The 13,878-nt window shown below is 51.0% G+C and carries 18 protein-coding genes; 12 read left to right on the top strand and 6 right to left on the bottom strand.

The annotated features are described in order from the left end of the window. The first annotated feature begins 55 nt into the window (after positions 1 to 55). The 3 genes from cfbC to ACZ44I_RS08745 are packed head-to-tail and all read left to right on the top strand — an operon-like array spanning position 56 to position 2,991. Positions 56 to 871, top strand: coding sequence for a Ni-sirohydrochlorin a,c-diamide reductive cyclase ATP-dependent reductase subunit (gene cfbC / locus ACZ44I_RS08755; protein ID WP_464550737.1), 816 nt, complete (start codon positions 56 to 58; stop codon positions 869 to 871). Continuing rightward, on the top strand, positions 831 to 1,880 hold the full coding sequence (locus ACZ44I_RS08750) for a nitrogenase component 1 (protein ID WP_464576483.1): 1,050 nt from the start codon (positions 831 to 833) through the stop codon (positions 1,878 to 1,880). The genes cfbC and ACZ44I_RS08750 overlap by 41 nt, the downstream gene beginning before the upstream one ends. Further along, the gene (locus ACZ44I_RS08745; protein ID WP_464550741.1) at positions 1,873 to 2,991 is read left to right on the top strand and encodes a nitrogenase component 1; all 1,119 of its coding nucleotides are present in this window, start codon (positions 1,873 to 1,875) and stop codon (positions 2,989 to 2,991) included. The genes ACZ44I_RS08750 and ACZ44I_RS08745 overlap by 8 nt, the downstream gene beginning before the upstream one ends. A 67-nt stretch (positions 2,992 to 3,058) precedes the next feature. Here ACZ44I_RS08745 and ACZ44I_RS08740 read toward each other — a convergent pair whose 3' ends face one another. The 3 genes from ACZ44I_RS08740 to ACZ44I_RS08730 all read right to left on the bottom strand — a co-directional run bounded on the left by ACZ44I_RS08740 (position 3,059) and on the right by ACZ44I_RS08730 (position 6,134). Beyond that, on the bottom strand, positions 3,059 to 3,928 hold the full coding sequence (locus ACZ44I_RS08740) for a glycine betaine ABC transporter substrate-binding protein (protein WP_464550743.1): 870 nt from the start codon (positions 3,926 to 3,928) through the stop codon (positions 3,059 to 3,061). 132 nt (positions 3,929 to 4,060) lie between these two features. Beyond that, entirely contained in the window at positions 4,061 to 4,906 is an 846-nt protein-coding gene (locus tag ACZ44I_RS08735) for an ABC transporter permease (protein WP_464551630.1), read from the bottom strand. A gap of 7 nt (positions 4,907 to 4,913) precedes the next feature. Next, positions 4,914 to 6,134 (bottom strand): quaternary amine ABC transporter ATP-binding protein, encoded by a 1,221-nt coding sequence (locus ACZ44I_RS08730; protein WP_464550745.1) that lies wholly within the window; start codon positions 6,132 to 6,134, stop codon positions 4,914 to 4,916. Positions 6,135 to 6,420: 286 nt separating this feature from the next. Here ACZ44I_RS08730 and ACZ44I_RS08725 point away from each other — a divergent pair, with 286 nt between their 5' ends. Both ACZ44I_RS08725 and ACZ44I_RS08720 read left to right on the top strand, forming a co-directional pair. Next, a complete protein-coding gene (locus ACZ44I_RS08725) occupies positions 6,421 to 7,119 on the top strand; it encodes a hypothetical protein (protein WP_464550747.1) in 699 nt (232 codons plus the stop codon). Between the two features lie 41 nt (positions 7,120 to 7,160). Continuing rightward, a complete protein-coding gene (locus ACZ44I_RS08720) occupies positions 7,161 to 7,421 on the top strand; it encodes a thioredoxin family protein (RefSeq protein ID WP_464550748.1) in 261 nt (86 codons plus the stop codon). On the opposite strand, the gene ACZ44I_RS08715 is transcribed toward ACZ44I_RS08720, so the two are convergent. Then, positions 7,416 to 7,988, bottom strand: coding sequence for an HVO_0476 family zinc finger protein (locus tag ACZ44I_RS08715; protein WP_464550750.1), 573 nt, complete (start codon positions 7,986 to 7,988; stop codon positions 7,416 to 7,418). The two genes, ACZ44I_RS08720 and ACZ44I_RS08715, sit on opposite strands and share 6 nt — an antisense overlap. Positions 7,989 to 8,021: 33 nt before the next feature. On the opposite strand from ACZ44I_RS08715, the gene ACZ44I_RS08710 reads away from it, so the two are divergent. Beyond that, positions 8,022 to 8,450 (top strand): DUF371 domain-containing protein, encoded by a 429-nt coding sequence (locus ACZ44I_RS08710; RefSeq protein WP_464550751.1) that lies wholly within the window; start codon positions 8,022 to 8,024, stop codon positions 8,448 to 8,450. A 6-nt stretch (positions 8,451 to 8,456) separates the two neighbouring features. Here the strand turns inward: ACZ44I_RS08710 and xseB are convergent, their stop codons facing one another. Next, on the bottom strand, positions 8,457 to 8,639 hold the full coding sequence (gene xseB / locus ACZ44I_RS08705) for an exodeoxyribonuclease VII small subunit (protein WP_300331277.1): 183 nt from the start codon (positions 8,637 to 8,639) through the stop codon (positions 8,457 to 8,459). Further along, positions 8,623 to 9,867: an exodeoxyribonuclease VII large subunit gene (xseA, locus tag ACZ44I_RS08700; protein ID WP_464550754.1), complete on the bottom strand. Its 1,245-nt coding sequence runs from the start codon at positions 9,865 to 9,867 to the stop codon at positions 8,623 to 8,625. Before xseA ends, xseB begins: the two co-directional genes overlap by 17 nt. A gap of 37 nt (positions 9,868 to 9,904) precedes the next feature. Between xseA and ACZ44I_RS08695 the strand changes: the two genes are divergently transcribed. The 6 genes from ACZ44I_RS08695 to ACZ44I_RS08670 all read left to right on the top strand — a co-directional run bounded on the left by ACZ44I_RS08695 (position 9,905) and on the right by ACZ44I_RS08670 (position 13,870). After that, positions 9,905 to 10,762 carry a sugar phosphate isomerase/epimerase family protein gene (locus ACZ44I_RS08695; protein WP_464550756.1) on the top strand — a complete coding sequence of 286 codons (858 nt, stop codon included), beginning with the start codon at positions 9,905 to 9,907 and terminating at the stop codon, positions 10,760 to 10,762. A gap of 62 nt (positions 10,763 to 10,824) precedes the next feature. Next, positions 10,825 to 12,090: a hemolysin family protein gene (locus tag ACZ44I_RS08690; protein ID WP_464550758.1), complete on the top strand. Its 1,266-nt coding sequence runs from the start codon at positions 10,825 to 10,827 to the stop codon at positions 12,088 to 12,090. A gap of 35 nt (positions 12,091 to 12,125) precedes the next feature. Beyond that, on the top strand, positions 12,126 to 12,764 hold the full coding sequence (gene purN / locus ACZ44I_RS08685) for a phosphoribosylglycinamide formyltransferase (RefSeq protein WP_464550759.1): 639 nt from the start codon (positions 12,126 to 12,128) through the stop codon (positions 12,762 to 12,764). A 1-nt stretch (position 12,765) separates the two neighbouring features. After that, positions 12,766 to 13,092, top strand: a complete 327-nt coding sequence (locus ACZ44I_RS08680) for a ribonuclease P protein component 4 (protein WP_464550761.1) — start codon at positions 12,766 to 12,768, stop codon at positions 13,090 to 13,092. Then, a complete protein-coding gene (locus tag ACZ44I_RS08675; protein WP_464550763.1) occupies positions 13,076 to 13,318 on the top strand; it encodes a YhbY family RNA-binding protein in 243 nt (80 codons plus the stop codon). Before ACZ44I_RS08680 ends, ACZ44I_RS08675 begins: the two co-directional genes overlap by 17 nt. 102 nt (positions 13,319 to 13,420) lie before the next feature. After that, positions 13,421 to 13,870 (top strand): 30S ribosomal protein S19e, encoded by a 450-nt coding sequence (locus tag ACZ44I_RS08670; RefSeq protein WP_464550764.1) that lies wholly within the window; start codon positions 13,421 to 13,423, stop codon positions 13,868 to 13,870. The last annotated feature ends 8 nt before the right edge of the window (positions 13,871 to 13,878 follow it).

Below are 13,878 nucleotides of genomic sequence, written 5' to 3'. Positions count from 1 at the left end.
AATCAGGGTGAAGTTATCACAACTTCTTTAGTTTACAAACTCCAATATCAGAGTGATGAGACAGATTGCCCTCTATGGAAAGGGTGGTATTGGAAAATCAACAACCTCGGCAAACCTTTCGGCGGCATGGGCCGACAAAGGGCTGGATGTGCTTCAGATCGGCTGCGATCCAAAACATGACAGTACCAGGATGCTGATGAATGGCCGTGTGATCCCGACCGTTCTTGACCTGATTCGGGAACATAAGACGGATCTGACCGTCTCCGATGTGATCTATCCGGGATATTCGGGTGTGCGATGTGTCGAAGCGGGAGGGCCCGAGCCTGGCATCGGCTGTGCTGGGCGTGGCATCATCGCAACCTTCCAGCTCCTCGAAAAGCTCGGTGCGTTGAGAGGGGATCTGATCGTCTATGATGTGCTGGGTGATGTCGTCTGTGGCGGGTTTGCGATGCCGATGCGGGAAGGATATGCAGAAGAGGTCTATCTTGTCACTTCGGGAGAGCTGATGAGCCTCTATGCGGCAAACAATATTGCAAAAGCGATCTCGCGACTCAGTGCCAATAAGCGGAGCAAAGTCAGGCTTGCCGGTGTGATCGGCAATGGGAAGAATATCGAATGCGAAGATGCTCTCATCTCGGAGTTTGCAGATGCAATAGGATCGCAGATGATTGCATTCATTCCCCGGTCAAAAACCGTTACACAGGCTGAACTGAATAAGAAGACCGTCATCGAGTATGCTCCGGCTTCACCCCAGGCCGAGGTCTACCGGGGCTGTGCAGAGGCCATTCTTCTGAATACGGAGTTCTCAATTCCGACACCACTATCAATCGATGATCTTGAATCGCTCGCCTATCGATATCTCAAGGAGTGAGGGCTGCACCTTAACGGGTGTCCTCTCGGTGACCGGTTTTCTGGAAGATGCAGTGACGGTGATCCATGGCCCTTCAGGGTGTACTCACCATAATGCCTCACTCCTGCATGCCTCGTTAGCCGAGATCGATGAAATGCAGATCCCCTGCTTTCTCTCGAGTAATATCAACGAGGAGGAGGTGATATTTGGCGGTGAACAAGCACTGCTGGATGCGCTGGATGCCGCAGAAGCACGGGATCCCTCTCTTATCTGTGTTGTATCCACCTGCATTGCCGACACGATCGGCGATGACACTGCCGCACTCTGCAGGCAGAAGCGGGGTGTGCCGGTCATTTATATTCCCGGTGCTGGTTTTCTCGGGGGAGGTTTCTCCGAGGGAATTCGAAACGCTCTTGCCGCCCTTATCAATCTTGCAGATGGGACTGGGGGGAGAGCCAATGATGAAGTTTTGATTGTCGGGGAGAAGAATCTCGAATACGAGGCAGAAGAAAATTTTAAGGAGATCACCCGCCTCCTCTCCCTCCTCGATCTTGCTCCCGGCATCCGGTTCGTCCGGAAGACCTCTGTTTCAGATTGCCAAAGGATCGGCTCCGCACCGATGGCGATCCTGCGTGAATCATCCCTCAAGCCGGTTGGATCTATCCTGGCCAGCCGCTTTAATATCCCCATCATCCCCGGTTTCCCGGTTGGAACGGATGGTACTTCTGCCTTCCTTAAGCAGCTTGGAGCATGTACCGGAATCGATCCTGGTCCGGCACTCCGGGATGAAGAAGGGCTGATCAATGATCTTTATAGCAGTTTCGATGATCTCCGGTGCGAGTCCATCCGGCTGGATACAGCGGGTGCAGATCCACAAACGGTTTCTGTAGCCGAATCTTCACTCAGAGCACTTCAGATGAAAGTGGTGTCAGGTGGTCATCTCCTTCCCCTGCCCTATGATCCACCGGTTGGAATCGCCGGAACCAGACGAATGCTCAACTCATGGAGGAGGAGTCTTTCCCGTGCCTGAATGTACAAACCCCGTCTGGCCCTGTGCCCTTACCGGTGCAGTCTCTTTTCTGGCAGGATTCAGCGACCTTGCGGTTGTGATTCATGGCTCAAGCGGCTGTTACTATTACCCGAAATCGCTCGTTAAGAGACCGCTTCATGGCTCATTTATTCTGCATGATGAGGTGATCTTTGGAACTGGTGCCCGTCTCCGGTCGGTCGTCTCGGAGGTTCTGGAGGGGGGAGCCGGACGGGTGGCAGTCGTCAACTCCTGTGTTCCTGCACTGATGGGGGAGGATCTCGCCTCGGAACTGGACGATCTTCCCGTTCTCATCATTGATTCCCCGGGTTTTCTCGGAGATGCAGAAGCCGGATTTACACTGGCAGCCGAAACACTCCTGAAAGAGGCAGAGATTACAGTTCCCGGGGTGAATCTTGGGGGAATCTGCCTCCTCGACCCCTTCTGGCGCGGGAATATGCATGAATCAAAACGAATTCTTGCGATGGCCGGGATGCCGGTTGGAGTAGTCCTCTCAAATGATCAATTGAGATCGCTTCGGAAAGCGGCACCGATGACGGTTACGGCAAATCCTGATTATATAGCTCCACTTGGGCGTTCCTACGGCTCGCTCCTTGGCCTTTCCTCCCTGAAGCAGACCCTGACGGATGCAGCCGATACGATCCCCGGTGCAGATCCAACACCGGTTCTAAAAGAGTGCGAGAGGGCTGAGGAGATGGCTATTGCCGCCTGTGAGAAGTACCTGCGAAGGAACGATCCCCCGGTTGCCGCACTATGTGCACAGTCCGGGTATGCAGCATTTTTTGCAGATCTCCTTGTACGGTATCTCGGATCAGAGCACCCACTCATCCTTCCAAGGAATGCAACAGATACTCGGAGTGTAACTGATTACGATCAGATCAGATCAGCCCTCTGTCAGGATGCATACGATCTGGTGATTGGATCGTCCTATGAGGCTCGGATCCTGCCGGATGCAGCGTTTATCGGTATCACTCCCCCAAACAGGGGGCATATCCTGCTTGGGAGCCGTCCCCTTGCAGGGATTGAGGGAACTCTTCATGCAGTAGAGTTGATCCTGAATGCGGTACTGGATCAGAAGAAGAAAGCGAGATAATCCGGATTCCATATCATAATTAAGAAAAAAGCGATATTTGGGAATTGAAATCCCCATATCTTCGGTTTTACCCGTTGATCCAGTAGTTGACCTTGTCTGGGTTTGCTGTGATCCAGGCACGTGCTGCTTCTTCGGCAGGAGTACCCTCTTCGATGCTGGTCATCACTTCTGCAATATCCGCAGCACTCCACTGGAACCGCTCAAGGATCGCGTATGCCTCTGGATCTTCTGTCTTCAGGCCGCTGCGTGCCACAGTGACGATATCTTCTGCCTCACCATATACACCCTTTGGATCATCAAGGAACTTCAGGTCAAACCTGCCGAACTTCCAGTGTGGTGCCCATCCTGTGACGACGATCCATTCCTCATCTTTATATGCGGATCTGAGTTCTGCTGCCATTCCTGCACTGCTGGATGCAACAAGCTCATAATCAAGGTCGTATTCGACGATTGCATCTTCAGTTGCCTGCATGATGCCTGCGCCGGGCTCAATGCCGATGATCTTTCCATCGAACTTGTCTGCGACACTATTCATCTCCTCGATTGAGTCGATGGTCACATACTGTGGCACAACAAGCCCGATTCTGGCATCACCCGGGATGTTCTCCTGGACGTAATCGAGCCGGTCACCATACTCTTCCCAGTACATCTTATGGGTGAATGGGAGCCATGCAGTTGTGGTAAAGTCGATATCGCCGCGTGCAAGCCCTGCATAGAGGGGTCCTGCATCTACTGCAACAGTTTTCACATTATAACCGGCATCTCTAAAGACTTCCTGCATCACATGGGTGCTGGCTATGGCACAGTCCCAGGTAACGTAGCCGATTGAGATCTCCTTCTGAGGTTCGGTTGTCTCGCCGACACAACCTGCTGCGAGGAGTGCGGTGCAGAGCATTAACCCTGCAAAAAGTGAGATAAACAGTTTCTTTGTAATCATTCATTCACCATCCTTTTTAATTGTTTGAAATCTAACTAAATTTTTAGAGAGACCAGTTGAACTTTTGTGGCTAATATGTGAAAAAAGTTTTTGAGTATGTTTATATATTATGGTGAAATGGAGCCCATATCTTCATTCCCGCGCCTTCTCAGATTTTATCAGGCCCTGGGTGATCCGGTCAAGAATGATGGCGATGATCACAATCGCAAGCCCTGCCTCAAAGCCCATTGCGATATCCACCCGCTGGATTCCAACAAGCACCTGATATCCAAGTCCGCCTGCCCCGATCATCGATGCGATGACGACCATCGAGAGGGCGAGCATGATACACTGGTTGACGCCGGCCATGATCGTCGGGAGAGCAACCGGTAGCTGAACTTTTATCAGCTTCTGCCAGGGCGTTGCGCCAAAGGCATCTGCCACTTCAATAAGCTCAATTGGGATCTGTCTGATCCCGAGGTTTGTCAGGCGGATTGCAGGTGGCATCGCAAAGACAACCGTTGCGATCATGCCTGGCACATTTCCAAGGCTGAAAAAGATGACTGCCGGAATCAGATAAACGAATGATGGCATCGTCTGCATGAAGTCAAGCAGCACCCGTATCCCGGTATTGATGCTATCGTTATTGGCTGCCATAATGCCAAGAGGTATGCCGATCAAGAGGGCGATGATCGTTGAAGCTATGACAAGTGAAAGCGTCATCATCGCCTGATCCCAGAGTTGAAGGTTCCAGATCAGAAGTAGCCCTGCGATACTTAACAATGACAGGCGAATATCCCTCCGGGTAATTAGATAGATAAGAACTCCAAAAACCGGTATCATTACCAGTGGTGGGAGAAATGACAGGATATCCTGGAAACCATTTAAGAGGAATCGAAGACCTTTCGTAATTCCATCCAGCAGCCACCCGAGGTTCGCCTCAATCCAGTCAACGATATCAGATACAAACTGTCCGATTGGGATTTTTGGGAGATCAATTGTATAACTAAGCGACAATTGGTTCACTCTCCTTTCGTGCTAATGCCGAGAGGACCGATCCTCTTACGATGATCCCTTTCAGTTTCCCATCCTGATCGAGGACCGGGAGTGGATATTTACTATCGGCTATGATCGGGATAATATCGGCAAGTGGGGTTGCCAGATCAATTGTTGTCAGATCATTGATGACAATCTCCTCAAGGGTCGTATGATCATTTTTGACTGCCTCCACGACATCATCGATAAAGACTATTCCTTTCAGCAGGCGATGCTGTGTCACGACAAAGAGACTTGAGATACCATATTCTTTCATCAGGCGTGCAGCAAGACGCGGTCCGCTCCTGCATGAAATAATCGGATCCGCCTTCTTCATCACATCCTGTGCGGTCAGCACCTTTGTCATATCGACATCGGCAACGAACCGCTCGACATACTCATTGCTCGGGTTCATCAGGATCTCCTCAGACGTTCCGACCTGGATGATCTTTCCATCTTTCATCAGTGCGATCCGGCTTCCAAGCTTCAGTGCTTCGTCGAGATCGTGGGTGACAAAGATGATCGTCTTACTCAGCCGCTCCTGAAGTTCGATCAGCTCATCCTGCATATCTCTCCGGATCAATGGATCAAGTGCACTGAATGCCTCATCCATCAGCAGGATCTCGGCATCGCTTGCGAGTGCGCGGGCAAGCCCCACCCGCTGCTTCATCCCTCCCGAGAGTTGATCGGGCATGCTCTGCTCGTATCCGGCAAGTCCGACCATCTTCAGTGCTTCAGCTGCTTTTGCATACCGCTCTTCAAGTGCCATCCCCTGAATTTCAAGGCCAAAAGCAACATTATCAAGGACGGTTTTATGCGGGAGGAGTGCAAAATTCTGGAAGATCATTCCGGCCTGCTTTCTCCTGAAATCCCGGATCTCATCCTCATTCATCGTAACAATATCATTTCCATTGATGACGATACTCCCGACAGTCGGGTTGATGAGACGGTTTAAACACCGAAGAAGTGTTGACTTTCCGCATCCCGAGAGCCCCATCAGGACAAATATTTCACCTTTAAATACCTGAAATGAGATGTTATTCAGCCCGACGGTCTGGCCGGTCTTTTCAAGAATTTCGTTCTTTGTCTTCCCGTCCCTGAGCATCAGGAGTGCTTTCTCCGGCTTGCTTCCAAATATTTTTGAGAGGTTGTTTACTTCTATCAGAACTTCTGGCTCATACTCATTCTCCATCAAACACCTCCAATGGCTGGATAATCTTTGTCGATGGCATCTATTTCTGAGCAGACTATACCTGCTGTATGGTGATACCAATACCTGTTTGGTAGAAGGGGAACTCCCTCCTGCTGTGTAGTACCCTTGCGAAAAGCCTTATTAAGAGTTTTGGGGTTTTGTATGAAAAATTTTTGTTACTTTCTTGAATTATTTAATTGAATTGGTGGTTTTCTGAGAAATAACCTCACTTTGTCGATCAGATCGACAAACGCTTTACCCTCATGATAATAACATATATTCCATAATGGCACCGCAGAGAAAGACATCACGAGAGAAGAAACAGGCTGATCCCATCAACTGGACCAAAGTGGGGGCAATTTCAATTGCCGTCCTCTTCGCCGTCATGATGGCAGCTTCCCTCCTTGGAACTGCATGGATTGGCGGATTGCGCACAGTCCAGCCCGGAGATCTGGTTGTAATTGATTATACCATCTATAATGAGAATGATATTCCTGTCCTCACCACTCTGGAAGTTGTCGCATCAGAGGCAGATCAATTTGTCTACCTGTCTGGCCCGATAGAGGTCTCGGCAGGATACAGTCCAAATGAAGATATAATACCAATTCCTGATCGCTATAACAGTATTGCTCCATATGCCCTTTTCAGAACGGAGTTTCAGGAGATCACCGCGGCTCCTATCGGATATCGGGAGCGAGATAGAATCACCGTCCCCTTTACGTTTGAAAGTGCTGATGCGCCACTTGAAAGGGATTTGACTGTTGAACAGATTGGTGAGATGGGGTATGAATTTGAAAATCTCACCGTTGGAGAGATGATTGCTCTTGGATTTGCTGATAATCCACAGATCACTCTGGATGATGTGGAACCTGACATCAAGTTGCGATTCGCATTCATCAAAGAGAAGACCGATGAGACGGTACTTGTCAGGTATGGGTACTCCTATGCTGTCGTCACCATCAACTCGGTAACAGCAATCTCTTAGATCCAATACCTTTTTTATCTCAAATCCCAAGAATCTCCATCATGTCAGTGAAGATTCTCTCCTTTTACCAGGATGGGTGTATGGGATGCCTTGAGCAGGAATCGATCAACGCAGAGGTAGAGGCAGCCTTGTCGGTCTCTATCGAATCGATCAATGCAAAAGAGCATCCGGATTATATCAGCAGATATTCGCTGAAGGTGACCCCGACGACGATCATCTTCAGTGATGATCAAGTGGTGGAGAAGGTGGAGGGTGTCCTTCACCTGGAGGAGTTCTCAGCTCTCCTGAAGAAGTATTTATGATCGTTCCCCATAGACCCGCTTGATAAAACGAGCTTCAGCATATGATCCGGGCTTTCTGACGACAGCGCCGTCACGGAGCTTGATCCGGGTCACGCGGAACTGCCGGCCACCGACAGATGCAATCTCGCCGATAGTATAGACCGTCTCCCCCTCGACATGTTCGTACAGGGGGTAGGTCACCGCCCCTTTGTGGAGAGAGGCACGGATGATCACCGAATCGATCACACGTGTCCAGATGCAGGTGATATCACGCGTATTTGCTCTCATTCTGCGCGCAGGCCCGAGTTCGACACCGGTCACCTCCACACCAAAGATATCGTCCCCAACATCCGCAACATACGTATTGCCGACCTCGACGATCTCATCATCGGTCAGTTCAATCGTCCCCTGCCTGGATTCCCCTTCACTGCTGACGATCGCCCGTATCTCAATTACTTTTGGTATTTTTATTGCAGAGCGGTGTATATGGCTGCATTCAGAGCATTGTACTGTGGCAGGCTCACCGTCACGAAGGAGCTCATGATCGGTCTCTTCCCCACAGACCGGACAATTTACTGATATCGACATACTCTATTAGATTGTGTGCAGACATCATAAACAATGGAGATCAGAGAAGTGATCACCTGCCATGGGCATGTGCATGTCAGGGGCACTCACAGGACAACATTTGAGATCACCTGCGAGGATGAACTCTCTTTGCAGGGTGATTGTATCATCGGGGTATCGGCAGATAAGGGGGCCGCGGATCTTGCCGATGACTTCTGTTCACTCCTTGCAGATGATCGCGCTATCCTGAAAACACGCCTTCAGGCAGGAGACATTACCTGCGAGATCAGATCCCGTGGCTCGTCGCAGATGACATTCGATCATCCGACTGATCTCGTCTGGCGGAGGAGTGATTTTGTCTGTGGGCGCACTATTGGGATTGGATCGGATTATGTTGCACGGACACTGCCACGTGAACTTATTGAGTCTCTCTCTGGCGGGGCGGAGATGATTGTCATCATGACCGCAAGCTGTGAGGAGTGATCGGGATCACTCTTCAGCAATCTCAAGGATGCGGAGTTCAGCCTGTGTCAGGTAGTCTTCACACTTTTTGATCAGTTCAATTCCATCCTTATAGAGCCTGACACTCTCATCGAGGGGAGTATCAGGATCTTCAAGTCTTCGTGTAATATCACGGAGCCGTGTAACCATCTCTTCATACGTCTCTGTCATGGCGTACCTCTGTAATTGTTGCGTCCATCTCACCATCCTGGAGATAGATCGTCACCGGGTTGCCCTTCCTGACTGCATCAACCGATCGGATCATCTCTCCATCTGCAAGGATGAGGGCATATCCCTTCCGAAGCGGAGCCCTCAGATCTGCCGATCGGATCTCTGCTGCATACAGGGCAAGATTACTTCTCTGTTGTGCGATCTTTCTGGCTATCGCCTGTTGGAGTCGTTCAAGCAGCTCGGCGGAAGCCTGTTTCATATCGCTGATCCGCCGTTTTATCCTCCGGCTCTCTATCCTGAGCCGGATCTCTTCAAGTTCGCGTCCACGTTTCTCCAGACGGTCAAGAATAAGGTTCTGTAGTGCTGATCGTGCTTCAGTATGCTCCCGCAGGAGGGTGACCCGATCGGGTACGATAAGTTCTGCGGCAGCTGACGGTGTCGGCGCACGCAGATCGCTTGCAAGATCGGCAAGTGTCACATCGACCTCGTGCCCGATAGCGGAGACGATGGGGGTTCTGCACGAAGCAATCGCCCGGATCACATCCGGATGATTAAATGCAAAGAGGTCTTCAAAACTCCCCCCGCCACGTGCAACAATGATCACATCCGCAAGCCCGTCGATCCTCCTGATTGCCCCGGCGATATCCTGGTGTGCATACTCTCCCTGCACCTGGGTCGGTGAAATGATCAGATCGAGGGGGAACCGGCGTGAGAGGATATTCCTGATATCCTGAAGTACTGCACCTGTCGGGGACGTGACGACGCCGACACGGAGGGGATACTGCGGGATCGGTTTTTTTATTTCAGCTGCAAAACAACCCTCAGCTGCAAGTTCACGCTTCCATTGCTCAAGAAGGATGAATTTTCCTCCGGCCCCTGCATGGATTATGCTCTCTCCGATAAACTGGGTCTTGCCATAAGGAGGATAGAAGTCAACATACCCATGCACGATCACATCCATCCCGTTCTCAGGAGGGGGTGATACCCGGACTGCTGATCGTCTCCAGATGACACAGTCGATTGCGGCATTCCCACCGCTGTCCTTCTCTGAGAGGGTGAAGTACATATGTCCTGATGAATGCAGACGGTAGTTTGTTACCTCACCCCTGACAGAAATGCCGCGAAGCAGGGGAGTATCAAGCTCTTCCCTGATGATCCTGGTGAGATCCTGCACTGTGATAACCTCAGGATCGCCTGAAACCAGGGTTGCCTGTTCTTCACCGGGCATAGGAATCTATTTGTGGCGGGATGAGAAGAAACTGCGTATGCTACGAACCGGTGTATCAAGCATGTTCTTTCATGAATATGCCCTTTCCTCGATCTTCTCCGGTATCCGGGGTGCCGGGCTTGATACCGTTGAGTTCTGGCTTGAAACCCCCTCTTTCTGGACAACCGGCAGGAATATATCTGAACTGAAAAAAGCTCTTAATGAATTCCCCTCCCTATCTCCTGTTACGGTACATGCTCCCACCCTCGATCTCAATCCTGTCTCGATCAACCCGGAGGTGGCGGCTGTGTCGGTTGACGCCGTCTGCTCGGCGATTCTGACTGCAGATGAGATCGGGGCAGAGGTGATCACCATCCACCCCGGCAGAAGAACCGCAAAACGTCCCCCGAGCCGGGCGGATATGCACAGGTTTGCAATCTACATGGAGGCAGTGGAGGCTGCATCCCGTGGGCTCTCTGTTGCGGTTGCCATCGAAAATATGGAGCCGAAAATAAACAGCCTCCTCTCAACACCCGAGGCGATACGGGATGTGCTTGATGATTACCAGCATCTCTCCTTCACCTTTGATTATGCGCATGCCTGCATCGGCGGGGAGGAGCTGGCTGAAGAGTTCGCCAGGCTGAATTGTGATCGGATCAGGACCATCCATGCCAGCTATGGCTCGCCCGCCCTCATGCATGCACCCCTCGCCGGGACAGAAAAAATGGATGGATTAATCAGAATTCTTGCATCTGTTGAGTATGATGGACCGGTCATCTTTGAGATAGAGGATCTTGCTCTCCCGGACAGGCTCAGCTACCAGGAGAAGTGTGCGCTCCTCGCCGGTGAGGCGGAACAATTCCAGAATGCATGGCACAAAGGAGTACATTTATCATTACAGACTTCAATTGATTGATAGATACGAAGCGCTTATGAACCATAATTCATCTCAGAGCACTGGAATGGAGTGAGTGCACTATGGCGGCTGATGCACTTCACTTCACCTTATTTTTTGTCTGCCTCTTCCTCTCGGGTTTCTTCTCAGGATCCGAAGTGGCCCTGATTGCAATCACACGGGCAAAAGTCAGAACGCTCCTTGCAGAAAATACAAAGAGTGCCTCAGCCCTTGCAAATCTGAAAGAGAATACCGATCACCTGCTGATCACAATCCTGATCGGAAATAATATCGTGAATGTCTCGGCAGCGACCCTTGCCACAGCGATTGCAATCGATTACTTCGGCGATGCGGGTGTTGGGATTGCCACAGGAGTTGTTGTTATCCTGATGCTCGTCATCGGCGAGATCGGGCCAAAGACCTATGCCTCGAAGCGGGTTGATGCATTTGCACTCTTTGTCGCCCGGCCGATCCTGTTTCTTGAGAAGCTTCTCTTCCCGATCCTCTGGTTCTATGACCGGATCAGGAAAGTGAGCACGACAGAGGATGATCTCCAGCTTCAGCATGGTGTCACCGAGGAGGAGCTCAAGGAATGGATCGATGTCGGGGAAGAGAGCGGTGCCATTGAAGAGAACGAGCGTGCAATGCTCCATTCTGTCTTCAGGTTCGGTGATACAATTGCACGTGAGGTGATGACTCCCCGGCCTGACGTGGTGATGATCTCAGACTCATCAAGTCTGAACGAGGCGCTGGATCTCTTCCATGAGACCGGTTTCTCACGCCTGCCTGTGTATCATGGCGAGGGTGAAAATATCATCGGCATCCTGAATGTAAAGGATGTATTCCGGGCTATCCACAGCGGTGTTCCTGATGTTTCTATCCCCGATATGATTCATGAGGTCTATTTTGTTCCTGAATCCAAGAAGATTGACGAACTCTTAAAAGAGCTTCAGTTCAAGCAGTCGCATCTTGCGATCATCCTCGACGAATACGGTGTCTTCTCAGGGGTGGTGTCAATCGAGGATATTCTGGAAGAGCTTGTGGGCGATATTCTGGATGAGTTTGATATCGAGGAAGATGAGATCCAGGATATGGGAAACGGTACATATCTGATAGATGCGCAGGCATGGGTTGAGGATATCAACAAGTCCATCCCTGTTCCTCTCCCGCTTGCGCCGGATAACTATGAGACGGTTGGCGGCCTTGTCTTCACCCGGCTTGGTCGGATCCCTCATATCGGTGAATCCATCATCATCCCTGAGGTGAACGGGCGGCTCACGGTGACACAGATGAGGGGGCGGCAGATCCTGAAGGTCAAGCTTACACTTGAATCTGTTCCGGAGAACTGATCAGTATTATCGGTAAAGCCTTCCCATATATTCCTATGAAACGCATCGTCATGCTTGCGTCAGGCCGTGGTTCAAATTTTCAGGCGGTCGCCTCCGCGATAGCGCGAGGCATGATCAATGGGCGGTGTGTAGGGCTGATCGTCGATCGCAGGGAAACGCTGGCTGCTGTCCGTGCAGAGGAGTTCGGGATACCAGTCTTTACCATAGATTATTCCGGATTTTCGACAAAAAGTGAGTACGAAGAGGAAGTTATCAGCACTCTCAGGTCTCTTGCCCCGGATCTTGTTGTCCTCGCAGGGTACATGAAGATCCTGGGATCATCCATTATCAGGGAGTATACAGGCCGGATCATCAATATCCACCCATCGCTTCTTCCTTCGTTTCCGGGTCTTGATGCGCAGGGGCAGGCGCTTGCATACGGGGTGAAGATCTCCGGTTGCACCGTTCACTTTGTAGATGAAGGAACAGATAGCGGACCGGTGATCCTCCAGAGAGCAGTTCATGTCCTGGATGATGATGATCCCGGAAGCCTCGCCGAGCGGATCCTTCTTGAGGAGCATATCGCCCTCCCCGAGGCTGTCTCCCTCTTCTGCGAGGATCGTCTCCGGATTCTTGGGAGGTTGGTGATCAGGCTGGATTCTGATCTCCATAAAGATAGATCCTGGAGCGCCTGAGATGAGAGAGAAAAATCATTTTGGAAATGGAAAGAAGATCGCCCGTGAGCGGATCGATATCCTCTTTGAGAATGCAATACAGTGGGCTGATGAAGATTCTGAGCGCTCCAGGCGCTGTATCCTGATTGCAAAGAGGATTGCAATGAAGCAGAGGATACGTATCCCGAAGCGATACCGGCGTCTCTTCTGCGCACACTGCCATACCCTCCTGAGACCGGGTAAAAACTCAAGGATCAGGATTCAGCATGGAAGGGTTATTATGACCTGCCTTGTATGCGGCCAGAGAAAACGCTATCCGGTGGTGAAGCACGATGCCAACAAAGTATGATAGATCAGGAATCCAGAAATTAAAGCCGACGATCTGGGTTGGAAAACTCGGGGTGACGCCGGAGGTTACTGGTGAGATCCGCGCCCAGCTAGAGGTGAGAGAAATGATTAAGATCAAATGGCTGAAGAATGCTCCAATGGATCCCCTCACAGTGGTGGACGGAACCGGGGGTGAGGTGATCACAACCCGTGGCAGGACAATGGTCATTGCAAAGAAACGCGGGTAGGCTCCACCTGCCCTGCATCTCCTTTTCATCCAGAAATTTATATCAGCTGATCCGCCCTATACGTAAAGACTGTTAGTGAACCACAACAGTGAGGAATAGAACATGACTACAGTATTTGATATCCCGGCAGAACTCCTCATCAGGAAGGTTGCAGAGGAACTCAAGGGTAAACCCGAGATCCAGGCACCATCATGGGCAGAGTATGTCAAGACGGGAGTTCATAAGCAGATGCCACCGGAGAACACCGACTGGTGGCATATCCGTGCAGCAGCAGTGCTGCGCCGTGTCTATGTTGATGGACCGGTCGGAGTGGAGAGAATGAGATCAATCTATGGCGGCGCCCAGAACAGGGGTTCCCGCCCATCCCGGTTCAGAAAGGGGAGCGGCTCGATTGCACGGAAACTTTTCCAGCAGCTCGAAGCAGCCGGTCTCCTTGAGAAGGCAACAGGAGGCCGACAGGTATCGCCAGCCGGCCGATCATTCCTGGATAATGTTGCATACAGCCTCAAAGCCGAGGTTTTAGAAGCAGCACCGGGAATCGAGAAGTATTGAGGTGATGT

It is taken from the genome of Methanocalculus pumilus (assembly GCF_055382585.1).
Note: the sequence above shows the minus strand (reverse complement) of the source record. Positions and strands in the feature narration are given on the sequence as shown.

Bases quoted from the DNA above. Each gene is read 5' to 3' on its own strand.
- ACZ44I_RS08695 (WP_464550756.1), top strand. From the start codon at position 9,905: ATGCTACGAACCGGTGTATCAAGCATGTTCTTTCATGAATATGCCCTT.
- ACZ44I_RS08680 (WP_464550761.1), top strand. From the start codon at position 12,766: ATGAGAGAGAAAAATCATTTTGGAAATGGAAAGAAGATCGCCCGTGAG.
- ACZ44I_RS08725 (WP_464550747.1), top strand. From the start codon at position 6,421: ATGGCACCGCAGAGAAAGACATCACGAGAGAAGAAACAGGCTGATCCC.
- ACZ44I_RS08675 (WP_464550763.1), top strand. From the start codon at position 13,076: ATGCCAACAAAGTATGATAGATCAGGAATCCAGAAATTAAAGCCGACG.
- ACZ44I_RS08720 (WP_464550748.1), top strand. From the start codon at position 7,161: ATGTCAGTGAAGATTCTCTCCTTTTACCAGGATGGGTGTATGGGATGC.
- ACZ44I_RS08740 (WP_464550743.1), bottom strand. From the start codon at position 3,928: ATGATTACAAAGAAACTGTTTATCTCACTTTTTGCAGGGTTAATGCTC.
- cfbC (WP_464550737.1), top strand. From the start codon at position 56: ATGAGACAGATTGCCCTCTATGGAAAGGGTGGTATTGGAAAATCAACA.
- ACZ44I_RS08690 (WP_464550758.1), top strand. From the start codon at position 10,825: ATGGCGGCTGATGCACTTCACTTCACCTTATTTTTTGTCTGCCTCTTC.
- purN (WP_464550759.1), top strand. From the start codon at position 12,126: ATGAAACGCATCGTCATGCTTGCGTCAGGCCGTGGTTCAAATTTTCAG.
- ACZ44I_RS08670 (WP_464550764.1), top strand. From the start codon at position 13,421: ATGACTACAGTATTTGATATCCCGGCAGAACTCCTCATCAGGAAGGTT.
- ACZ44I_RS08710 (WP_464550751.1), top strand. From the start codon at position 8,022: ATGGAGATCAGAGAAGTGATCACCTGCCATGGGCATGTGCATGTCAGG.
- ACZ44I_RS08715 (WP_464550750.1), bottom strand. From the start codon at position 7,988: ATGTCGATATCAGTAAATTGTCCGGTCTGTGGGGAAGAGACCGATCAT.
- xseA (WP_464550754.1), bottom strand. From the start codon at position 9,867: ATGCCCGGTGAAGAACAGGCAACCCTGGTTTCAGGCGATCCTGAGGTT.
- ACZ44I_RS08730 (WP_464550745.1), bottom strand. From the start codon at position 6,134: ATGGAGAATGAGTATGAGCCAGAAGTTCTGATAGAAGTAAACAACCTC.
- ACZ44I_RS08750 (WP_464576483.1), top strand. From the start codon at position 831: ATGATCTTGAATCGCTCGCCTATCGATATCTCAAGGAGTGAGGGCTGC.
- xseB (WP_300331277.1), bottom strand. From the start codon at position 8,639: ATGACAGAGACGTATGAAGAGATGGTTACACGGCTCCGTGATATTACA.